Annotated in this window: 17 protein-coding genes; 14 read left to right on the top strand and 3 right to left on the bottom strand. The window is 40.4% G+C overall.

What is annotated here, in order from left to right:
- Nucleotides 1–64: 64 nt before the first annotated feature.
- From ACFQZ9_RS15060 to ACFQZ9_RS15035, 6 genes are all read left to right on the top strand, one after another.
- Nucleotides 65–1,144 carry a YkvI family membrane protein gene (locus ACFQZ9_RS15060; RefSeq protein ID WP_498944414.1) on the top strand — a complete coding sequence of 360 codons (1,080 nt, stop codon included), beginning with the start codon at nucleotides 65–67 and terminating at the stop codon, nucleotides 1,142–1,144.
- A gap of 305 nt (nucleotides 1,145–1,449) precedes the next feature.
- A complete protein-coding gene (locus ACFQZ9_RS15055; RefSeq protein WP_498944413.1) occupies nucleotides 1,450–1,932 on the top strand; it encodes a sigma-70 family RNA polymerase sigma factor in 483 nt (160 codons plus the stop codon).
- Nucleotides 1,933–2,121: 189 nt separating this feature from the next.
- Nucleotides 2,122–5,175 carry a S8 family serine peptidase gene (locus ACFQZ9_RS15050; RefSeq protein ID WP_498944412.1) on the top strand — a complete coding sequence of 1,018 codons (3,054 nt, stop codon included), beginning with the start codon at nucleotides 2,122–2,124 and terminating at the stop codon, nucleotides 5,173–5,175.
- Nucleotides 5,176–5,402: 227 nt separating this feature from the next.
- Nucleotides 5,403–5,999 (top strand): LysM peptidoglycan-binding and 3D domain-containing protein, encoded by a 597-nt coding sequence (locus ACFQZ9_RS15045; RefSeq protein WP_498944411.1) that lies wholly within the window; start codon nucleotides 5,403–5,405, stop codon nucleotides 5,997–5,999.
- Nucleotides 6,000–6,250: 251 nt separating this feature from the next.
- Nucleotides 6,251–8,278, top strand: coding sequence for a molybdopterin-containing oxidoreductase family protein (locus ACFQZ9_RS15040; protein ID WP_498944410.1), 2,028 nt, complete (start codon nucleotides 6,251–6,253; stop codon nucleotides 8,276–8,278).
- Between the two features lie 197 nt (nucleotides 8,279–8,475).
- Nucleotides 8,476–9,234 (top strand): SH3 domain-containing protein, encoded by a 759-nt coding sequence (locus tag ACFQZ9_RS15035; RefSeq protein WP_498944409.1) that lies wholly within the window; start codon nucleotides 8,476–8,478, stop codon nucleotides 9,232–9,234.
- A 26-nt stretch (nucleotides 9,235–9,260) separates the two neighbouring features.
- On the opposite strand, the gene ACFQZ9_RS15030 is transcribed toward ACFQZ9_RS15035, so the two are convergent.
- On the bottom strand, nucleotides 9,261–9,794 hold the full coding sequence (locus ACFQZ9_RS15030) for a GbsR/MarR family transcriptional regulator (RefSeq protein WP_498944408.1): 534 nt from the start codon (nucleotides 9,792–9,794) through the stop codon (nucleotides 9,261–9,263).
- Nucleotides 9,795–10,042: 248 nt separating this feature from the next.
- Here ACFQZ9_RS15030 and ACFQZ9_RS15025 point away from each other — a divergent pair, with 248 nt between their 5' ends.
- The 6 genes from ACFQZ9_RS15025 to ACFQZ9_RS15000 all read left to right on the top strand — a co-directional run bounded on the left by ACFQZ9_RS15025 (nucleotide 10,043) and on the right by ACFQZ9_RS15000 (nucleotide 19,546).
- A complete protein-coding gene (locus tag ACFQZ9_RS15025) occupies nucleotides 10,043–11,290 on the top strand; it encodes a quaternary amine ABC transporter ATP-binding protein (protein ID WP_498944407.1) in 1,248 nt (415 codons plus the stop codon).
- A 3-nt stretch (nucleotides 11,291–11,293) separates the two neighbouring features.
- Complete coding sequence (locus ACFQZ9_RS15020; RefSeq protein ID WP_327834876.1) at nucleotides 11,294–12,145, top strand: ABC transporter permease; 852 nt, start codon at nucleotides 11,294–11,296, stop codon at nucleotides 12,143–12,145.
- Nucleotide 12,146: 1 nt separating this feature from the next.
- A complete protein-coding gene (locus ACFQZ9_RS15015; RefSeq protein ID WP_498944406.1) occupies nucleotides 12,147–13,031 on the top strand; it encodes a glycine betaine ABC transporter substrate-binding protein in 885 nt (294 codons plus the stop codon).
- 143 nt (nucleotides 13,032–13,174) lie between these two features.
- Complete coding sequence (locus ACFQZ9_RS15010) at nucleotides 13,175–17,080, top strand: hypothetical protein (protein WP_498944405.1); 3,906 nt, start codon at nucleotides 13,175–13,177, stop codon at nucleotides 17,078–17,080.
- Nucleotides 17,081–17,239: 159 nt separating this feature from the next.
- Complete coding sequence (locus ACFQZ9_RS15005; RefSeq protein WP_498944404.1) at nucleotides 17,240–18,352, top strand: TPR domain-containing glycosyltransferase; 1,113 nt, start codon at nucleotides 17,240–17,242, stop codon at nucleotides 18,350–18,352.
- A 72-nt stretch (nucleotides 18,353–18,424) separates the two neighbouring features.
- On the top strand, nucleotides 18,425–19,546 hold the full coding sequence (locus tag ACFQZ9_RS15000) for a glycosyltransferase family 2 protein (protein WP_498944403.1): 1,122 nt from the start codon (nucleotides 18,425–18,427) through the stop codon (nucleotides 19,544–19,546).
- Nucleotides 19,547–19,611: 65 nt separating this feature from the next.
- Here the strand turns inward: ACFQZ9_RS15000 and ACFQZ9_RS14995 are convergent, their stop codons facing one another.
- A complete protein-coding gene (locus tag ACFQZ9_RS14995) occupies nucleotides 19,612–21,174 on the bottom strand; it encodes a glycosyltransferase family 2 protein (protein WP_498944586.1) in 1,563 nt (520 codons plus the stop codon).
- A gap of 254 nt (nucleotides 21,175–21,428) precedes the next feature.
- Here ACFQZ9_RS14995 and ACFQZ9_RS14990 point away from each other — a divergent pair, with 254 nt between their 5' ends.
- Nucleotides 21,429–21,998 carry a class I SAM-dependent methyltransferase gene (locus ACFQZ9_RS14990; protein ID WP_498944402.1) on the top strand — a complete coding sequence of 190 codons (570 nt, stop codon included), beginning with the start codon at nucleotides 21,429–21,431 and terminating at the stop codon, nucleotides 21,996–21,998.
- 57 nt (nucleotides 21,999–22,055) lie between these two features.
- Here ACFQZ9_RS14990 and ACFQZ9_RS14985 read toward each other — a convergent pair whose 3' ends face one another.
- Nucleotides 22,056–22,769 carry a DUF421 domain-containing protein gene (locus ACFQZ9_RS14985; protein ID WP_498944401.1) on the bottom strand — a complete coding sequence of 238 codons (714 nt, stop codon included), beginning with the start codon at nucleotides 22,767–22,769 and terminating at the stop codon, nucleotides 22,056–22,058.
- A 229-nt stretch (nucleotides 22,770–22,998) separates the two neighbouring features.
- On the opposite strand from ACFQZ9_RS14985, the gene ACFQZ9_RS14980 reads away from it, so the two are divergent.
- Nucleotides 22,999–23,151, top strand: a complete 153-nt coding sequence (locus tag ACFQZ9_RS14980; protein ID WP_498944400.1) for a hypothetical protein — start codon at nucleotides 22,999–23,001, stop codon at nucleotides 23,149–23,151.
- The last annotated feature ends 119 nt before the right edge of the window (nucleotides 23,152–23,270 follow it).

The raw sequence follows: 23,270 nt of genomic DNA, 5'->3' as shown, positions 1-23,270 counted from the left end.
GGCCTCCTCTCTCTTTACGAGTTAAATTTTCCGAATTTTTCTAAAACTAAAAAGGAGAATGGATATGAAAAAAAGTTTTCAGATTGCCGGCGCTTATGTCGGAATCATCGTTGGCGCCGGATTTGCGTCAGGGCAGGAAATTTTACAATTTTTCACGAGTTTTGGCTGGATGGGAATTGCGGGAGGCATCATTGCAACCTTTTTCTTCGCCTTTTTGGGTATGCAGCTGACCCAGTTGGGCTCGCGTCTTAAAACAGATTCCCATAAAGACGTCATCTATCATATTTGTGGACGTTATTTAGGGGTTATTGTCGATATTATTATTACCTTCTTCTTATTTGGTGTTGCAGTTGTAATGATGGCCGGAAGCGGTTCGATTTTTGAACAGCAATTTGGACTGCCGGCAATGGTTGGCAACATTGTGATGGCAGCTCTGACGATTTTAACCGTTTGCTTGAATGTACAAAAATTACTGAACATCATTAGTATGATTACACCGTTTTTAATGGTGCTCGTCTTAATTATCACGGGGTATTCCCTTTTTACAATGGACCAAAGTTTTGCAGACCTTAATACGATTGCAAAAGCACAGCCACAGGCTGCATCAAACTGGTTAATGGGTGGACTTCTTTATGTTTCCTATAATATTGCTGCAGGAGCAGCGATGCTTGCGGTCATGGGAGGAACGGAAAAGGATTCGAAGGTGGCTGGACGCGGTGGGATTCTAGGAGGACTTGGACTGGGATTATTGATTTTATTGATCAATATCGGCATGTTTGTAAAAATGGACCAGTTGAAAGGCGTGGACATGCCTACATTGATGCTTGCCAACCATATGCATCCGGTTCTAGGTGCGTTGATGTCGATCGCGTTACTTGGAATGATTTATAACACAGCTGTTGGAATGCTGTACGCGTTTTCTGTACGCTTGATCAAACCCTCTTCTAAGAAATTCAAACCAGCAGTTGTTGGCTTCGGCGTCCTTTCCTTTGCAGCCAGCTTTGTCGGATTCATTAAATTAGTCAGTACGGTATACCCGCTAATGGGCTATCTAGGCTTTACATTAATTGCAGCCATTATCCTCGCCTGGTTCCGTTCACGGAAAAACAGAGGAATTGATAACAATACGAGAATTGCAGGGTAATAGGATTCCTCCTTTACACCTTGCGAAACAAATAGGGGATTGGCCATTTTACGGCCAATCCCCTATTTACTCATTTCCATTCGACAAAATTCCGGTGGAGACAGGCACCTGTCGAAAAATCTATGAAAAACTACTGAAATTACCAAAATCCCTGCCAAAAGTGAATTTTGATCTCCAAAATTAAGTTTTCATCTGTTTTTTCGCTTCAAATTTGGATTTGGTCGGTTCGATAGAATTGTTTTTTCCCGTTATGGTAGAGGTACCCGGGAATAAAAGGTGAAGCGCGCTTTCTGAAAGGATTTCCCTTGGAAAGCTTTGAAGAGTTGGTTGTCCAGTATAGTCCGATGATCCATAAAATCATTCACACACTGCATATCTATAAAAATTGGGATGAATTCTATCAACATGGTCTGATCGCCCTTTGGGAGGCAAGCAATCGCTTTGACCCTGAGAAAGGAAACTTCACCAATTATGCCTACAACTATATCAGAGGGTTTCTTCTATTAGAATTAAGTAAAGCACACAAGTATGAAGAGAATTGTGTCTGTCTAAAAGAAGAATTCTGGGAAAACAGCGGAGACATTGTCATTGATTATCCTTTAGAGACAGAAACCATCCTATCCGTTTGCACCACCTTAACACCCAACCAAAGGAAATGGGTGCTGTACACTGCACTACATGATCTCTCAATTAAAGAGATTGCCATTAAAGAAAATGTCTCCATGTCGGCTGTAAAAAGCTGGCGTGCGGGAGCACGCGAAAAGTTGAGGGAGAAGATAGCTGAATAAACAATAAGAAAGGGAACGGGCCCAGACGGGGCCGTTCCCTTTCTTATTAAAAAAGTTTGGCAGATAGCGAGACTTATATAATTTCCCCTATGAATATTGTAATATATAGTAGTTAGACAAAAAGTACTGCTTTTCAACAGAATTCTAGTTATTTCGGAGGTGCCTGGCACCGAAAGGGGTATTGGTCGAGTGTACAAAAAGGTTGCAGTCTCTCTTCTCTCTGGTTTACTAGTTTTTTCTTCTTCGGCTTCTACTCTAGTATTTGCGGCTGGTAATGAGCAGAAAGATGAGAACTATGCATTAATACAAAAACACGACAACAAGGTGCTGAAACAATCCATTTCTAGCTCAGACCTTGTTGGCAAAAAGAAACTAGCAATGCACGCTACACGGGAAGCTTTTTCAAAAAAGAATCAAGAAAAGTATGTACCCGGTGAACTGATTGTTAAGTATAAAAATAATTCGGTGTCCACGAAGGTTCGGACGAAGCATTCACTCAAATCGTTGAAGAAGCTGAAGACGATTGATGCTGAGGTTGTGAAAGTACAAACTGGCACTTCGATGGAAAGCCAAATGGAAAAATTGGTGGCAGATCCTTCGGTTGAATATGTTCAGCCCAACTATTTATATAAACCTGCTGGTCTCCCAAATGATCCCTTGTTTAATCAATTATGGGGGCTCCACAATACAGGACAAAAGATTGCCGACAACATTGGGGTCGCCGATATGGATATTGATTACCCGGAGGCAATCCAGGAGTTTCATAAACTTGCAAACCCTAGTCAGACCGTGGTCGCGGTGATTGATACGGGGGTGGATATCAACCATCCTGATTTGCAGGCGGATATTTGGACGAATCCTGGTGAAATTGCCCGTAATGGCAAGGATGATGATGGAAATGGCTATGTAGATGATGTGCATGGCTGGGATTTCCTTCACCATGATAATTCCGTTTTTGATGCGGCTGATGGCGACGAGCATGGGACCCATGTGGCGGGAACGATTGCGGCGTCAAGTAATAACGGTCTTGGGGTAACCGGGATTGCCCCGAATGTAAAAATTATGCCATTAAAGTTCATTGGCCCTGATGGCGGTTCGACAGCAGATGCGATTTCAGCGATTGATTATGCGGCGAAGATGGGTGTGAAAATTTCCAATAACAGCTGGGGCGGTTCTGATTATGACCAAGCCCTGAAGGATGCGATTGAACGATCGAACATGTTATTTGTCACGGCGGCTGGTAATGATGGGAAAAATATTGACCGTCAGCCTGATTACCCGGCAAGCTTTACCAGCCCAAATATTATTTCGGTTGCAGCGATTGATAACACTGGTAAACTAGCAGACTTTTCGAACTACGGGACTCAGGGTGTGGATATTGCTGCGCCCGGTGTGAGTATTCTAAGTACGGTTCCGAAAAAATTAGAGGCTGGCGTTTCTGCTCAGATTAATAATTCTGCTAATCAATATAAGGCGATTGTGAATGGCTTTGGTTTTGAAAATTTTACTAGCACAGACCGTCCGGTGGCTTTTAAAAAGGCGCTTGATTATTTAGGAGTTTCACAGGATTCAAAAATTTTATTGGTTCAGGATGATGAGTCTGATGATGGATACCCGAGCTTCCTGAAAACTTATGAGGGTCTATTACAACAAGCCGGGATAACCAATTATAAAGAAGTGACAGTGTCAACAGACGAGTCCGGGCCTGATGCGGCAACACTCAGCAGCTATGATACGGTTATTTGGTTTTCAGGGTATGCAATGGGAAATCAATATCCTACTTTAACTAATAATGATCTCACTTCCCTCGATCAATTTTTGAAGAAAGGTCAGAAATCTCTTATTTTAAGCGGTGAGGATTTATTATATCAGAATGAAGATTCCAGCTTTGTAACGGATACCCTCTCCCTTCATATTACGGGAGAAGGTGCGGCAAGAACCGCTGTTGGGGTACCTGGGACGATTTACGATGGTGCAAGTTACCCGCTTGGGTACGCTCCATATACTGATTATCTTACAAGTACTAATCCAAACTTGGCGAAAATTAACCTGATTTTTCCTGCTGAGACGAATTACAGTGATGCATATGAGTTTTTTGACGGAACATCGATGGCCACGCCTCATGTGACCGGTGTTGCCGCACTATTGGCAGGAAAATATCCAAGCTTTGATGCTGATCAATTGAAAAAGATCCTTCTTGCTTCAGGTGATAACTTGAGTTCATTAAGTACAAAAATTTTGAGCGGTAAAAAACTGAATGCTTATAAGGCGCTAATCTACTTCAGACCAACCGTTGGTCAGGTGACCGAAAAGTCCACTTTGGTTACAGGAACGGCTGAACCGGGGGCAACGGTTACCGTCAAAATTGGCGACAGGCAATATACCGAGGTCGCTGATGGGGACGGGCATTTTACTGTAGCGATTCCCGTGCAAAAAGCTGGTACGGTTTTATCTGTTTCGGCTGGAGATGCCAGTGATGTTTTAAGCGTGAAGGTTGCTGATGTCACTGTCCCAGCTGTTACCATTTCGAACACGGTGTCAAACCTTTCAAAAGAGATGATCGGGAAAACAGAAGCCGGAGCAACAGTTACGGTCGTGATTGGATCATCTAGTTATAAGAGTGTGGCCAATTCTGCCGGAAGCTTTAAAGTGGTCATTCCGGTACAAAAAGCAGGAACGAAGCTAACTGTTACCGCTAAGGATGCTGCCGGACACGTCAGTTCGGTAAAGACCATCACGGTTGCCGATAAAATCCCACCTGCATCGATAAAGGTTAAATCCGTGTCAAACCTGTCGAGGACGGTTAGCGGTATAACGGAAAAAGGTGCATCCATTACCGTTGTTGCTGGCTCTAAAAAATACTATGGCAAAGCCGATTCTTACGGAAACTTTAAGATCGGTATTTCCACACAAAAAGCTGGTGCCAAGCTGTCTGTGACCGCTAAGGATGCTGCTGGAAATGCACGCTTGGTGCCAGTGACTGTAACAGACAAAAAACCTCCTGCTGCCCCAAAGGTGAAAATCGTTGTAAAAAGTACGACGAAATATCTTAGCGGTACAGCAGAATCGGGATCCAGGATTGTCGTCAAAGTGGGTCATAAAACAGTTGGAACAACCAAGACAGACTCCCATGGTAAATTTAAAGTAAAAATCAAAGCACAAAAGAAGAAAACGGTTCTTACTGTTACAGCAACAGATAAGGCCAAAAATGTAAGCAAAGCTACGAAAATAAAAGTAAAATAAAATTTGCGAAAAAATCACATGGGTGCCTGGCACCTGTGTGATTTTTTCACGTTAACCCGCAAATCCCCAATATCCTCCATTTAATCCCAAAATAAGGGAAACATGTCACGATTTCGTCATAAAAAGCCGTTTTTTAAGAAAAATGTCATTAAACTAGTAAACGATTGAAATATAACTGTAACACTACCATGTTATATTTTTAGTATCAAAGAAAAGGAGTTTGAATTATGAAAAAATTCCTCACGACAATCAGTCTTGCAGCATTTCTATTACTAGCACATAATAGTGGAGCATCCGCAGCATCTAATACATATACTGTTAAAAAAGGCGATTCCCTTTATAAGATTTCCAGAACGACACATGTTTCAATTACCAATCTAAAAAATTGGAACCATCTTAAATCAGATGTCATTCATCCAAACCAGAAATTAAAGATTATCAAGCCTACTACTAGTAAAGTTACAAAAGCAAAAACTAGTAAAACAGTTAAAAAGTCTTCTAGCAAAGTTACAGTAAAGAAGTCACAAAAAGTAGTAAAGACCATTACAGTAAGCGCTTCTGCTTATACAGTTAATTGCGCAGGCTGCTCAGGCAAAACGTATACAGGTCTTAACCTAAAGAAAAATCCGAATCTAAAAGTGATTTCGGTTGATCCTAGAGTGATTCCACTTGGTTCAAAGGTATATGTTGAAGGTTACGGCTATGCAATTGCCGCCGACAAAGGCAGCGCCATCAAAGGAAAAGAAATCGATGTTTTCATGCCTACTTATAAAAAAGCCATTCAATGGGGCAGAAAAACAGTTAAAGTGAAAATCTTAAAATAGAATATAAAGGAAGTCCCAATTGCCTCGGTTTAGATCGTGCACTTGGGACTTTTTTGTTGCGGATTATTGATCGGCCTGGCCCCTCGCAATTTCCCCTATTCCTACCTTGCTAGACATCCTAAACTGCCTTATGATAAAAACAACATCCAAAAAGTGTATTCACAGCAGCATGTCCACACGACACGGACAAAACAGGCGAAAAGTCCACGAACGGTGCCTGTCACCTAAACTATTAAAAGGGGGTTCAAATTATGAACCATGACGGTATTTTTAAGGCGGTTTGCCCGCTTGATTGTCCGGATCAATGCGGTCTTCTTTTGCAAAAGGAAAACGGGAAAATTGTTAAGGTGGAGGGCGATCCAAATCATCCGGTAACTCAAGGTCATATTTGCAATAAGGTCCGGAATATGGCTGACCGGATCAATGATGAGAATCGCTTGAAATATCCATTAAAACGCACAGGTCCAAAGGGCAGTGGCCAATTTGAGAGGATTTCTTGGGGGGAAGCGATTCAAACAATATCGGCCCATTGGAAAAACTTGATCCAAACCGATGGACCGGAAAGCATCCTCCCCTACAGTTTTTATGGGAATATGGGAAATCTCAGTGCGGAAGGCATGGACCGCCGCTTCTTCCATCGCCTGGGCGCTTCTCAGCTCGAACGATCAATCTGCTCCTCTGCGGGTTCGGCCGGCTATAAATATACGATGGGCGGCAGCTATGGCATTGATCCTGAAGACACCATCCATTCGAAACTGTTCATTTTTTGGGGCATCAATGCCGTCAGCACCAATATGCATCAGGTGGCGATTGCCCAAAAGGCCCGCAAACAAAACGGGGCAAAAATTGTCGTAATTGACGTTCACAAAAACCAGACTGGTAGATTAGCAGATTGGTTTATTCCGATTTTACCAGGAACCGACAGCGCCCTCGCCCTTGGAATTATGCATATTTTATTTGCCGAAAACCTGGTCAACGAAGACTTTTTACAAAAATACACCGTTGGACATGAAGAACTGTGCGAACACGTCCTCCAATACAACCCGGACACTGTTTCAAGAATTACAGGTGTTCCTGTAGATGATCTCTTTAATTTGGCACGAATGTACGGAAAAACCTCGCCTTCTTTTATTCGAATTGGAAACGGTCCGCAGCACCATGACAATGGCGGAATGTTCGTCCGTACGGTTGCCTGTCTTCCCGCACTCACCGGCCAATGGCTTGTAAAAGGCGGCGGTGCCATAAAAGGAAATGGCGGCTACCTATCACATAACGAGCTTCGATTACAGCGCCCAGATTTATTAAAAAATAAAAACACCCGCGTTATTAATATGAATCTGCTTGGGGAAGCATTACTGACATTGGACCCGCCTGTGAAATCCCTTTATGTGTATGGTTCAAATCCAGCTGTGGTGGCGCCAAATGGCAATAAAGTCCGCGAAGGCTTGGCACAGGAAGACTTATTTACGGTTGTCCATGATTTATTTTTAACCGATACGGCCAAGTATGCTGATATCATTTTGCCAGCGACATCATCCTTTGAAAATACGGATTTTTACACTTCCTACTGGCATCACTATATCCAGCTTCAGCAGCCCGTCATCGAGCCATACTATGAGTCAAAATCGAATGTTGAGGTTTTCCGGCTGCTGGCCGAAGCGATGGGTTTTGATGAACCTGTTTTTAGACAATCACAAGCAGAAATGATTGCCGAAGCATTAGATCATCCGAGAAATCCTTATTTGGAAGGCATTGATTTTGCGGGGCTGGCGGAACATCATTATCTGAAAGCCAAGGTAAAACCGCTGTTCCCTGGAAAGCTTCCAACACAAAGCGGAAAAATTGAGTTTTACTCAGAAAAAATGAAGGAGGATGGGCATCCGCCATTGCCAACCTATGTACCTTTACCAGAGAACGGGGATTTCCACTATTCCTTTGTTCCGGCACCAAACCATAATTTCTTAAACTCTACTTTTTCAAACAATCAAAAGCACACCACACTTGAAAAAGAACCGCGCCTGTATATGAATGTTCGCGATGCAGTTAAGGAAGGAATTGAGGACGGTGCCCAGGTCCGCATCTGGAACCACCGAGGCGAATGCGTCCTAAAAGTAAGCATCGGCGAAAACGTCCTCCCGGGGGTCCTCGTCACCCAAGGTCTCTGGGCCGATGCCCCCGAAACCAAACAGCTGGTTAACTCCCTTACCCCGGACCGGATCGCAGATATGGGCGGCGGCGCCACCTTCTTTTCCGGCAGGGTAAATGTAGAAAAAGTCTAATCGACAAAATTTGGGCGGTGCCTGTCACCACCCGAATTTTGTCGAACCATCCCTCCCCTATTCAATACTCTTCAATTTTCTACATTTTTCCCAGAGATGCTACGAATAAATTGTCTGAATATTTGTTATTATATTGGGTTACTCTCTGTTTCTAGGTTCGTTACAATTATAGTAATAAAGGAAATGGAGGGGTGGCTTTGAAATCTCTTTTGAAATTAACGATTCTGCTTTCTCTACTAGTTGGGATCTTCCTTCCATTTAATATCCTTGCACAGGCGGTTACCAAGTCCAAGTCTAAGTCAACCGCGACCGTAACGACAAGTATATTAAATGTAAGAGAAAAACCTAGTCTCAGTGCAAAAAAGTTAGGTACCTTGAAAAAAGGCACCAAGGTCACCGTCTATTCTAAAACGAAATCTAAAAAGTGGTCTGAAATTCGCTACAAATCAAAAAAGGCTTATGTTTATACGAAGTATTTGAAATTCACAGCTGGAAAACGCGCAAGCTATCTTCTAGACAAAAACAAGATTTATACCTATACAAGCAAAGAGGGAACCTACCAATTGATCCCCACTGGGAAAAAGTATAACCAAATCTGGGATAAATGGTACTATTCTTCCAAGGCATCTGGGAAACAACTGTTCATTGTTAGTGAAAACAGTAAAGGCCTGTACACGGGCTATATTGACTCCGAATACTATATCGATATCAAATACCCGGCAAAAGTGGGCCAGTCATGGGACGTCGGTTATGAAGGCGAAGGCAAAGCACGGATTATCTCCATTACGAAAACTGTCAAAACCCCGGCTGGTACCTTTAAAAATTGTATCGTCGTAAAAGAAGATTCCGGCTATACCACCTATTTCGCCAAAAACATCGGGCTTGTGAAAGCAACCAATAACGGGAAAACTGTCACAATCTTAAACGATTTAAAGAAAAAATCACCGGCCAACTAGGCAGGTGATTTTTTCGCGTAAAAGCACTATCTCTTCTTCGGTATAAACTCAAAGATCTCCTCAGACTCAAAACTATCCACTAATCGGTTCAACCAGTCATAATATTCAAGCGCATCAGTAAGTTTATCAATATCCAACCGGGCCTTCTCCTTCGTCAGCTCCTCGACACCTTCATCCACTAAAAGCGATCGAAGCTCCCGAAGTGATTTTTCCATAGAGGAAACATTGATTGAGATCCCGGCTCTCCACTTAACCGTAAAAAAATCAATAAAGGTTTGATACCAATCTGGTTCAGCCTGATAAAGATCCTTCCTGACCCCTTTGCGCCAAACCTTCCCGACCATCTTCAACTCTAAAAGACTTCGGACGGATGTGCTCATACTCGTTTTGCTCATCCCGAGCTCTTCCTTCATATCATCTAATGTCAAGGGGCCTTCCTGAAAGTACAACGCCCCGTATAAACGTCCAACGGATTCTGTAACCCCATATAAATTCATATTTTGAGAAATCGCCTCTATTACCCGTTCACGGGCATGCTCAAGCTTTTGTTCTCCATCCATGATCCAATTCACACTCACTTTACAATCGTGTCCTTTATTAGATTATCATGAAAAATTGAAAAGTAAAGGAGCTAGTTAGGGAGCATTAGGGAGCATTTCGGAGGAATTGTAAGAATAATACTAATACACTTTGTAAAGTTTTTTCTGTACGTACTTTACGAACAGATTTGACGTAATACCAACATTGCCCAGTAAATCCAAAATAATCTACAATAAGATAGTCAGTTCGAAAAAATTGAGGTGAATCTATGAGTAACAACTATAAAATTCAAGTTCGTAATGTTACAAAAATTTTTGGAAAATCAAAAACGGCTCTTCATCTATTGAGAGTGGGAGAGACCAAACAGAGCATTTTAAAGAAAACTGGTGCAACCGTAGGTGTTAGCCAGGCAAACTTCGAAGTGGAAGCCGGTGAAATTTTTGTCATCATGGGTTTATCCGGAAGCGGTAAATCGACATTGGTGCGATTGATCAATCGCTTGATTGAGCCTACATCCGGGGAAGTCCTGATTGATGGGAAAGATATTGTAAAAATGAATAAAGAACAGCTACGGGACATGCGCCGTAAAAAAATCAGTATGGTCTTCCAGAAATTTGCACTCCTCCCCCACCGCACGGTTATAGAAAATACCGAATATGGGCTGGAGGTCCAGAGGGTTGCAAAAGAAATCCGCAAACAAAAAGCGCTGGAGGCTTTAAAGCTTGTTGGACTTGAGGGATACGAAAACCAGTACCCAAAACAGCTAAGCGGGGGAATGCAGCAACGGGTTGGATTGGCCCGGGCCCTTGCCAATGATGCCGATATCCTGCTAATGGACGAAGCCTTTAGTGCACTCGATCCCTTAATTCGCAAAGATATGCAAGATGAGCTCCTCGAGCTACAGTCAACGATGAAAAAAACAATTGTGTTTATAACTCACGATCTTGACGAGGCGCTCCGAATCGGTGACCGTATTGCCTTGATGAAGGATGGTTCAATCGTTCAGATTGGAACACCGGAGGAGATCCTCATCAACCCATCAAACGACTATGTTGAGAGATTCGTAGAGGATGTGGACCTATCCAAAGTATTGACAGCCGGTCATGTGATGAAACGGGCCGAGTCTGTTTCGATTGAAAAAGGTCCGAGAGTTGCCCTACAGATGATGAGGGAACTAGGAATTTCGAGTATTTATGTCGTGGATAAAAAGAAAACTCTACTCGGAGCGATCACTGCCTCTGATGCAAAAAATGCGCTTGAACATGGCCTCCTAGTCCGGGAAATTTTACAAACGGATATTTCCACTGTTGCGCCCGATACTTTATTAACCGATTTATTTGAAAAAGTCTCGACTGCGTCAATTCCGGTAGCGGTTGTCGACGAAAACAAGCGCTTAAGCGGGATTCTTGTCAGAGGAGCCGTCATTGCTGCGCTGGCGGGCAACAATGACACAATTAATCAATTAGAAACCGCAAAATCCGAAGTCGCAGCTGTTCAAGAAAGTAGGGGTGAATAAACGATGGAAAAATGGCTGCCAAAAATCCCGATTGCAGATTGGGTAGATGCTTTTGTCAATTGGCTGACGACAGCTTTTGAAGTGGCTTTTGACGGAGTTTCCGAAGTACTTGAATCATTTGTCGATGGCTTAGTCGGAGGATTCGGCTATATCCCTTCCTATATATTTATGATTCTATTAACACTGCTTGCTTGGAAAATCGCTAATAAGGGAATTGCACTTTTTACATTAGTTGGTTTATTTTTAATCGCCAATCTCGGCTATTGGGATCCAATGCTCCAAACCTTGGCGCTTGTGCTAACAGCCGTCATCATTTCGATTGTTTTAGGAATACCGATGGGCATTTGGGCTTCACAAAAACAAGCAGTCAAACAAACAGTGACACCTGTTTTAGACTTTATGCAAACAATGCCTGCTTTCGTCTACCTTATTCCGGCCATTTTCTTCTTTAATATTGGCGTTGTTCCAGGGGTTGTCGCATCGGTTATATTTGCGATGCCGCCGACGATTCGCTTAACGATTCTCGGCATCCAGCAGGTTCCGGCTGATATTATTGAAGCCACCGAGGCGTTTGGATCGACAACCGGACAACGTTTGCTAAAAGTACAATTGCCGCTGGCCATGCCTACTATCATGGCCGGGATTAACCAAAGTATTATGCTCGCACTATCCATGGTTGTCATTGCTTCCATGGTTGGAGCTCCAGGTCTTGGTGCCGATGTGTACCGGGCCGTAACACAGATTCAAATTGGTAAAGGGTTTGAAGCTGGTCTTTCAATTGTCGTCATCGCCATCATTCTTGACCGGATTACGCAAAATATAGGAAAAAACAAAAAACAAGGGGGAACTGCCTAAAATGAAAAAATGGATATTGATGTTACTCGCAGCTTTATTAACCGTGGGACTTGCGGCATGTGGATCAGATAAAACAAGTTCGGATGCCAAGGGAAAAACAGTTGGGGATCGTGTTGATTATAAAATCATCGGGATTGACCCTGGTGCCGGGTTAATGAAGGCCTCTGCTAAAGCCATTAAAGATTACGGTTTAAAGGATTGGACACTTGTAGAAGGTTCAAGTGCCGCAATGACTGCCGCTTTGAAAAAAGCCTATGACAAAAAAGAGCCGATTATTGTTACCGGCTGGACGCCGCATTGGATGTTTGCCAAATTTGATTTGAAATACTTAGAAGATCCAAAAGGTTCATTTGGGAAAGATGAAACGATCCATACAATTGCCCGTATCGGTTTAAAAGAAGATTTACCGGAAGCCTATAAGGTGATTGACCAATTCCACTGGACTCCTGATGATATGGGTGTTGTCATGAATAATATTGAAGAAGGCGATAATCCAGAGGATGCTGCCGCTAAATGGGTGAAGGACAATGCGGATAAGGTAGCGGAGTGGACGAAGGGTGCAAAGAAAGGTTCAGGAGAAAAAGTTACACTTGGCTATGTTGCATGGGATAGCGAAATCGCCAGCACCAATGTCCTTGGCAAAGTCTTAACCGACATGGGCTATAAAGTTACCTTAAGACAAGTAGAAGCAGGACCAATGTGGACCGGCATTGCCGACGGCAGCCTTGACGCCTCCGTCGCAGCCTGGCTCCCATCCACCCACGCCGACTACTACAAAAAATACAAAGGCAAATTCCAAGACCTCGGCGAAAACCTAGCCGGCACAAAACTTGGCCTAGTTGTCCCAGCCTACATGGATGTTAATTCAATTGAAGACTTGAAATAAATATTCGACAAAAATCGAGTGGTGCCTGTCACCACCCGATTTTTGTCGATATTTAATAATAGGGTAAAATGTCACAAATCCCATACCATCTTCGTTTAATTGCATATTATAAACTTGAATTTTATAGTAATGGAGCGTGGAAAATGGGCCCTAAAGATAAGGATAAGTTCCGGAAAATATTACGTCTTTTAGAGGAAATATGGGAGGAAATTCACAATCCAAAACATGGTCTTAAGGAAATTAAGTGTGAAATCAGATGCATTGAAAAAATGCTTAAGAATCCATCGTTTGGGTTAAAAGAAATCAAATCTGAAATAAGATTGATTGAAAGCTTACTTCAGAATCCTTCCTTTGGTTTGGAAGAGATTAAGTCAGAAATAAGACTGATTGAAAGTACTCTTCAGAATTTTTCAACCGGCTTGATTGTCAGCATTTTAAACAATCCTTCCTTTGGCTTGCAAGAGATCAAATCCGAGGTCGCTGCGATTGAAAGTGCCATCTTCAATCCTTCCTTCGGCTTACAGGAAATTAAGTCTGAGGTTGCCAACATTGAAAGTATTCTTCAGAATTTTTCAACAGGTTTGATTGTCAGCATTTTAAACAACCCTTCCTTTGGGTTGCAAGAGATCAAATCCGAGGTCGCTGCGATTGAAAGTGCCATCTTCAATCCTTCCTTCGGCTTACAGGAAATTAAGTCTGAGGTTGCCAACATTGAAAGTATTCTTCAGAATTTTTCAACAGGCTTGATTGTCAGCATTTTAAACAACCCTTCCTTTGGGTTGCAAGAGATTAAATCTGAAGTGGCCGCGATTGAAAGTGCCATCTTCAATCCTTCCTTTGGTCTTGAGGAAATCAAATCCGAAGTCGCTGCCATCGAAAGTGCCATCTTTAACCCATCCTTCGGGTTAGAAGAAATCAAGTCCGAAGTGGCTGCCATTGAAAGTGCCATTTTCAATCCTTCCTTCGGTCTAGAAGAAATTAAATCCGAAGTCGCCGCGATTGAAAGTGCCATTTTCAATCCTTCCTTCGGTCTAGAAGAAATTAAATCCGAAGTCGCCGCGATTGAAAGTGCCATTTTCAATCCTTCCTTCGGTCTAGAGGAAATCAAATCTGAAGTGGCCAACATCGAGAGTATTGTTTCCAATCTCTCACTCGGCGTGATTGTCAGCATCTTAAACAATCCTTCCTTCGGCTTAGAAGAAATTAAATCCGAAGTCGCTGCCATTGAAAGTGCTATCTTTAATCCTTCCTTTGGGTTAGAGGAAATCAAGTCTGAAGTGGCTGCCATTGAAAGTGCCATCTTCAACCCATCGTTCGGCTTGGAAGAAATCAAATCTGAAGTCGCTGCCATCGAAAGTGCTATCTTCAATCCTTCCTTCGGTCTAGAGGAAATTAAATCTGAAGTAGCCGCGATTGAAAGTGCCATCTTCAATCCTTCCTTCGGTCTAGAGGAAATCAAATCCGAAGTCGCCAATATCGAGAGCATTGTTTCCAATCTCTCACTCGGCGTGATTGTCAGTATCTTAAACAATCCGTCCTTTGGATTAGAGGAAATTAAGTCTGAAGTGGCCGCAATCGAAAGTGCCATCTTCAACCCATCGTTCGGCTTGGAAGAAATCAAATCTGAAGTCGCTGCCATCGAAAGTGCTATCTTCAATCCTTCCTTCGGTCTAGAGGAAATTAAATCTGAAGTCGCTGCCATCGAAAGTGCTATCTTCAACCCATCTTTTGGCTTGGAAGAAATCAAATCTGAAGTGGCTGCGATCGAAAGTGCCATCTTCAACCCTTCTTTTGGCTTGGAAGAAATTAAATCTGAAGTCGCCGCCATTGAAAGTGCCATCTTCAATCCTTCCTTCGGTCTAGAGGAAATCAAATCCGAAGTCGCCAATATAGAGAGCATTGTTTCCAATCTCTCACTCGGCGTGATTGTCAGCATCTTAAACAATCCTTCCTTCGGCTTAGAAGAAATCAAATCTGAAGTCGCTGCGATCGAAAGTGCCATCTTCAACCCATCTTTTGGTTTAGAAGAAATCAAATCTGAAGTCGCTGCCATCGAAAGTGCTATCTTTAATCCTTCCTTTGGTTTAGAGGAAATTAAGTCTGAAGTCGCTGCCATTGAAAGTGCTATCTTTAATCCTTCCTTCGGTCTAGAGGAAATCAAATCTGAAGTCGCTGCCATTGAAAGTGCCATCTTCAACCCATCTTTTGGCTTGGAAGAAATCAAATCTGAAGTGGCTGCCATCGAAAGTGCCATCTTCAACCCATCTTTTGGCTTGGAAGAAATCAAATCTGAAGTGGCTGCCATCGAAAGTGCCATCTTCAACCCATCGTTCGGCTTGGAAGAAATCAAATCCGAAGTCGCTGCGATCGAAAGTGCCATCTTCAATCCTTCCTTTGGTTTAGAAGAAATCAAATCTGAAGTGGCCAACATCGAGAGCATTGTCTCTAATCTCTCACTCGGCGTGATTGTCAGCATCTTAAACAATCCTTCCTTCGGCTTAGAAGAAATTAAATCTGAAGTCGCTGCCATTGAAAGTGCTATCTTTAATCCTTCCTTTGGTTTAGAAGAAATCAAATCTGAAGTCGCTGCCATTGAAAGTGCTATCTTCAACCCATCTTTTGGCTTGGAAGAAATCAAATCTGAAGTGGCTGCCATTGAAAGTGCTATTTTTAATCCTTCCTTTGGTTTAGAGGAAATTAAGTCTGAAGTCGCCAACATTGAAAGCATTATTTCCAATCTCTCACTCGGCGTGATTGTCAGCATCTTAAACAATCCATCATTCGGCTTAGAAGAAATCAAGTCCGAAGTCGCTGCCATAGAAAGTGCTATCTTCAATCCTTCCTTTGGGTTAGAGGAAATCAAGTCTGAAGTGGCCAACATTGAAAGCATTATTTCCAATCTCTCACTCGGCGTGATTGTGAGTATCTTAAACAATCCGTCATTCGGATTAGAGGAAATTAAATCTGAAGTGGCCGCGATCGAAAGTGCTATCTTTAACCCATCCTTTGGTCTTGAGGAAATCAAGTCTGAAGTCGCTGCCATCGAAAGTGCTATCTTTAACCCATCCTTTGGTCTTGAGGAAATTAAGTCTGAAGTGGCCGCAATCGAAAGTGCCATCTTCAACCCATCGTTTGGCTTGGAAGAAATTAAATCTGAAGTGGCCGCGATCGAAAGTGCCATCTTCAACCCATCTTTTGGCTTGGAAGAAATTAAATCTGAAGTGGCCGCGATCGAAAGTGCCATCTTCAACCCATCTTTTGGCTTGGAAGAAATCAAATCTGAAGTCGCTGCCATTGAAAGTGCCATCTTTAACCCATCGTTTGGTCTTGAGGAAATCAAGTCTGAGGTCGCCAACATCGAGAGCATTATTTCTAATCTCTCACTCGGCGTAATTGTAAGCATCTTAAACAATCCGTCATTTGGATTAGAGGAAATTAAGTCTGAAGTGGCCGCGATTGAAAGTGCTATCTTCAACCCATCTTTTGGGTTAGAAGAAATCAAATCAGAGATCATTAACATCGAAAGCTTATTAACAAATCCTTCTTTTGGCTTAGAAGAAATCAAATCCGAAGTCGCCGCCATTGAAAGTGCCATTTTCAATCCGTCATTCGGCTTAGAGGAAATTAAATCTGAAATTCGATTCATTAGTTCTTTCTTTGGTCTTACCCAGAATTTAACTACGGGTCCATTTAAAGCTACTTCAGGTGCTCGGTTATTTATAAAAGTTTTGAATAATACCACCACACCTAAAACAATAACTGTAAATGTATATAGATTTAACCCAACTACAGGTGTTAGGGAATGTGTAGGAACTAGAACCGTTACTATACCTGGATGTACAGTTACTGAACTATCTACTACCAATTTTAATAACAACGATAATCTTGAAGTACAATTTTTGGGAATGATGCCTGGTATATATGGTTATGTTACCTCTGCTACAGCTGATGCATCAATGACCTTCAGAAGTGGTGATCTATTACCTATTCTGGGAGATTGTGTACCAACATTTACAACCTGCGCACCACTAACTTTAGAAGTTCCGTGATTAGATTTTGTTTTTCAAAAAATAGTAAACCTTAGCAATTTAATTAAAGGCATTTCTTTAATATTTAAGAGCTCATCCCCCTGGATGAGCTCTTGTTTTAAACACGTAAATACTTCTTTTGAGTATATATATAGAGGAATAAAAAATGAGGTGGTACTCTTGACAAGCATCAGTCTGTGCATGATCGTAAAAAACGAAGAAAAAATGTTGGGAGCCTGTTTAGAAAGTGTAAAAGACCTTGTGGATGAGATTGTAATTGTGGATACAGGTTCAGAAGACAACACGAAGGAAATTGCCCGGCAATTTACTGACTTAATTTATGACTTTGAATGGGTCGGTGATTTTGCGGTGGCCAGAAATTTTGCTTTTTCAAAAGGAACAAAAGACTATTTAATGTGGTTAGATGCCGATGATATATTACTGCCTGTAGACAGGGATAAATTCCTCAAGCTAAAACAATCCATGAGTCCAGACGTGGATGTTGTTATAATGAATTATAACCTGGGAGTGGAAGAGGATGGTAAGGCTAAAGTTCAATTTAGAAGGGAACGGCTGATTAAAAAAAGCCGGAATTACTCTTGGGTAGAACCTGTCCATGAATATGTGGAATTTAACTATAGCCATAACATCCTTCAATCGGATATTTCCATTTCGCACCGGCAAAGAACTAACCGAATAACCGATCGAAATTTAAAAATTATTGAGAGTGTCTTAGAAAAAAAAGGTGTTTTGAACTCCAGACAACTGTACTATTATGGCAGGGAGCTTACAGCAAATAGACGATTTAAGGAAGCAACTGTTGCATTTGATGAGTTCCTGCTAAAAGATAATAATCAATCCTCTTCCTTTTACTTAACAGCATTTCAGGACCTATACCACTGCTACACCGAATTAAATGATAAAGACAAGGCAATTAAATCCCTTTTACGAAGCTTTGAATATATTCCGCCTCGAGCTGAAATAGTCAGTAAAATTGCCTATTTTTATAAGGAACAAGGAAAGATCACCAATGCCATATCTTGGTTTCAGATTGCCTTAAACCTTACGAAACCAACGGAAGACCTCGGCTATATTGCTAATGACCTTTGGGGATTTATACCGGCAACAGAGCTGTCAACTTTGTATTTAACGCAAGGTAACATAAAAGAAGCTGTAGTTTATTTAAAAAAAGCAGCAGAATTTAACCCTTCCCACCCTATCCTTCAAAAATTACTACTTTATATAAAATATAAAATCGGCCAATTTCCAGAAACGAAGACACTTACGAGTTAATAAGATTGAATTATAAGGGGATTTTTGTTCAATTTCCATCCAAACACATTTTTTCAAAGGGGGCGGATAGAGTTGATAAGTGTCATCATGCCCGTATATAACGCTGAAAAATACTTGGCACAATCGATAGAGTCCATTCTCAATCAGTCTGTACAAGACTTTGAGTTCATTATCATCAATGATGGGTCAACAGATACAAGTGAGGATATCATCCGATCCTTTTCCAGCGAAAAAATTAAATACTTCTCCCAAGAAAATGCCGGTGCAGCCTCTGCAAGAAATAAAGGAATTGATTACGCATCCGGAAAATTTATTGTTTTTCAAGACGCTGATGATTTATCCTTACCAAATCGGTTCGAAGTCTTACTAAGGCAATTTACCTCTCCCAATATTGGAATTGTGCATTCTGATATGTTAATTATGAATGAAAATAATTCTCCAGAAGCCTATTGGCAAGCGCGAAATATGGAAAATAAGCGGATGTTAAGATTCTTTCTTAAAGTAGGCACTTATATTAATGGAGCAAGCATGATGCTTCGAAGAGAAGTTTTTAACGAGTTGAGATATGATACAACTTTAAAAATAGGAGAAGATACAAATTTAATCTTACATGCACTTAAGACCTGGGATTCCCTACATGTTCCCGAACCATTATATTTCTATAGAAAACATTCTACAAATACCACACTGGAAACAGATGATGATACAGTAATTTTACACATTCAAAAAACAATTAATGAACACTCAATTGAAGATCTAATCCCAGAAATTGATTGGAAAAACCATAAAGTTGATGAAAATCTATCTAAAGCCTTTGCAATTCTAGCATTATTGTTATATCGAAGGGAAATCGAAAAAGAAGGATTGAATTGGTACCAAAAGTCATTACAACTCGCCAGAGGAACAGAAACCGAAAATTTTGTATGGGCAATCGGAGCAATCATAACAAGAAATCTGCCGGTAGCATTACAACTATTAAACTCCTATGAAAAAAAGGATCACATTTTAGAAAATTACATTGGAGAAACACTCGCATTAATGGGGGAAAAGGATTTAGCTTTAATTCATTTTCAAAATTCTTTATTACAAAATCCTGATTATATCGAACCAATCGATAATATTAGGAGTCTAGGAGCTTTAAAATCATATAAATTACTTGATATCACCTGGATGAAATTATATTCAACTAAATAGTGAAGATAAAAAATAAGGGAACCTAAAGACCTCCAAAACGGCCTTGTAGATTCCCTTTTTATTTTTCAGTTTGAATTTTCATCCCATTTGATTAAGTTTGGCTGTTCATCAAGTATGGATAATATTTGTTCCTTTGAACCATATTTAAATTCCGGATCCAACTCTAGATACCGTTCAAATTTAGATGCTCTTTTTGAATAATTTGCCCAGCCATAATGCTTTAATCGCATTGGAGATAAATCATAGGGCTGTAATAAAATATTATGTGGAAACCTGCCACAATGTTGGGCGGTTTCTTTCCATTGGTAAGGAAAATCTTTTTGGTATCTTAACAAAAAAGGCCGAAAGGTTTTATGGGCACACCACAACTCATCATCACGATAATGGTCCATATCCCAAAAATCATACAAACGGAAACAGCAAACATCCGTCTTATTTTGATTAATTAAAGATCTTACATTAAATCGGAACTTCTCCTCAAACATTTCATCTGCATCTAGATTAAGAATCCAGTCAGGATTGGTTTTTAACGTTTCTTCCCATTGCTGCTTCCTAAGCTCGATTTCATTTGAGAATTTTGAAGTAGGATTCCTTATTAGATGGATAGGAATTCCATCAAGAGCCTCCAGGCAGATATCTACAGTATCATCTGTACTGCCATCATCTATAATGACAGCTTCATCAATATATTGTTTATGTTCCGTTAGGACATTTTTCAGATAATTATTCGCTTCATTCTTAACAACCATTGAAAGTGTTAATTTATTATTAGAGCTTTTAAAATATCTTACATATTGATTTCTTCCTAATGGAGTTTCATTTTTACCAATAAAATTAGAAATTCGACTTAAATCGGATTCTCTATAGATATGAAAGGCAGGATAATGAGTATCGACATAAAGGTTTAATCCTAAGGCAACAGCCCTTATACAAAAATGTCGATCCTCACCCGCAAAGGATACATTTTTTATTCTGCTGAAACTCACTCCTCTTTGAAGGGCATGCCTTGAAATCAATGTGCATGCACCTAATCCTCCAACTTCGTAAACACCCGGAGTCTTTAAACTGTTAAGGAATTCGAGCATAGATTTATGGATATCCTCAACTGATTGTTTCTCATTCCCCTTATAATAAAAATTGTATTCATCCTGTAACCACACTTGGGGTAATTCACTTCCATTACCTCCAAAATCTGTCCAAAATATTTCCGAAATAATATCTTTTTTTGTTCCTATTAAATGTTGAATCGTTTTTGGATGAAGTAAAATATCCGAATCAATTAAAAATAAATAATCATAATCATTTTTTAGAGCAAACTCGATTATTTGGTTTTTAAATTCTGCGACCTTCCAAACCAAGCTGCTATTCCATATATGTGTACCCTTTTCATTACTGGTAAACAAATCATTAGAATTAGAGGAAATGAGTGTGACTCCTTCATTTTCTTTAGAAAACTGATTCAATAAGTTTGTAGAATCCACATCGATATTATCGTCTATAAAAAAGTAATCAATCTGTAAACCTGTAGAATCAATTTTGGGTAAATAAGCAAGAAATTCTTTTAAAATATTAGCTTTACGATGGATTGGACTCCCGATTAAAACACGGTAATCTTCCAAAGGATGCACCCCCAGACTTTTTTCCTTTTCCATCTTATTCAATAATTTTTTTTTCGTTGATTGTCTTAGGGCTATTTCAAATTAGTTCAACGTAAAATACTTTACCTAATTATTGGAGATGCATCAATTTGGTATTAAAAACAATTTTTAGCCGTTTCACTTTAGGGCTATTTTCAATATCTTATTACATATCTAAATAAAATTTTTGGGTACTGAACGGATTTTTAAGGATTCAACGTATAAAAATGATTAGGAGGGCTAGTATGCCGGTTAGTTTAAATGAAGGTAAGGAATGGATTCAGAGTATTGTTAAAAAGCTGGTCACTAAATGTCAATTTAATTCGATTTTAGATGTAGGTGTTGGAGTAGGAACTTATTCTAATCTACTCAGATCTTCCTTACCCCAAATGGAGTTTATCGGTGTAGAAATTTGGGAGCCATACATTTTACAATACGACTTAACCAATAAATACCATCATATTATTAAGGAGGATATCCGGAAGTATACTCCTGAAAAACAATACGCCTTTACTTTTTTAGGTGATGTTTTAGAACATATGACAAAAGAAGAAGCAATTGATGTTTATCAAAAATTATTACACAATAGTGAATTTGTAATCATCAGTATTCCAATTGTTCGCTGTCCTCAGGGTCCATATGCAGGGAATCCTTATGAAACACATGTTAAAGAAGATTGGACCCACCAAGAAGTTTTGTCCACTTTTTCAAATCTATTATTCTCTTACACAGCACACCAAATCGGGGTGTACCTTGGAGTAAATCCTCAATATCATTCTGCTGAAGAAGTAAAAAATTTGCTCACGCAACAGTAAGATAAAAAAATCGGGTGGTGCCTGTCACCACCCGATTTTTGTCGAACACACTCCACCTTATTCTTTGCCCACTGGTGACTTCAAATGATCCTGATAAAGGTCAATAAAAAAAGAACCATTGGTTCCGACGACCGCATAGTGGATGTCTTTTATTTCTAATCTCCTTGTTTTTAACTGTTGTTCAAGCCATGGTTTGGAATACGGGTCATTAAGGTTTTTATCAATAACCACTCCGTTCATGATCAGTTCTACTGGAAGGCTGATTTCTTGATGAGGCTGATCAAGATTTAGATCCTTTTTGGTGACAGGCAGAAAAGGTGATTTTTTTAATACCGATAAGTTTCCACTAACCTCAAGTAAGGCAAACTCCACCTCAACAATATCAAAAATTCCCTGCTCCCTTAGTTGCAGATTCAAATGATCGAGAGTGTATTTTACTTTCTTCATATTTGAATCCAAAAGCTTGCCATTTTCGATAATGATGGTTGGGTTTCCTGAAAGCCACTTTCGAAAACTTCTACTATTGGCAGAAAAAGCGGACATAAGAAAGTAGAGAATGACAAGTGTAAGGAAGGCTGCCAGCATCGGGAAAAATTTAAGATTGGTATCAAAGCCCATGTTTGCAATAAATGAACCTAACGTTATGGATAATGCAAAATTATAATGGTTTTTATGAGCATTTACCTGTTTTCCAATACAGTAAGTGACCACCATTAGAATAATACAAGAAACTATTGTACGTAAAATTGCTAAAATTACAACATGCTCCAACTCATTCATCCTTCGCATCAAAAGTACTCATTAAGTCATTATTTGCCATTACTTACGTAATCATGCACAAAAAACACGATGTGAAAATCCGCATAGTGTTTGTCACCTTGTGTTTTATTTTCATATTCCCCTTCGACTAACTGCCCATTTTTAGTGAGAAATGCTCATTTTTAATCCCTCAATCATATGTCTAGAGTGTAGGTACAAATGAATGAGAGTAGGTGTCTGTATGCCTCGAGTTTTTGGTTATCCAATTATCGGTGTAGGATTTAATCCATATATGTACGGTGGATACGGGTTCCATCATCATCACTACCCATACTTTGGCGGTTTTGGCTATGGATTTCATCATCCGTGGCACCATCATGGCTACGGGTGGTGAATACGGAAAAATTGAATTTATTTCCAGGAGAATTTCTAGAGCTTGAATTTTAGCAAAAAGGCCGACAATTCGGCCTTTTTATTTTTCAGACACAATTCGAAGGAGGAAACCAAATGAAA

The sequence above is a fragment of the Neobacillus sp. GCM10027624 genome (assembly GCF_042675345.1).
Classification (GTDB): domain Bacteria; phylum Bacillota; class Bacilli; order Bacillales; family Cytobacillaceae; genus Neobacillus; species Neobacillus cucumis_D.
This window is presented reverse-complemented; position numbering and strand designations above follow the sequence as displayed.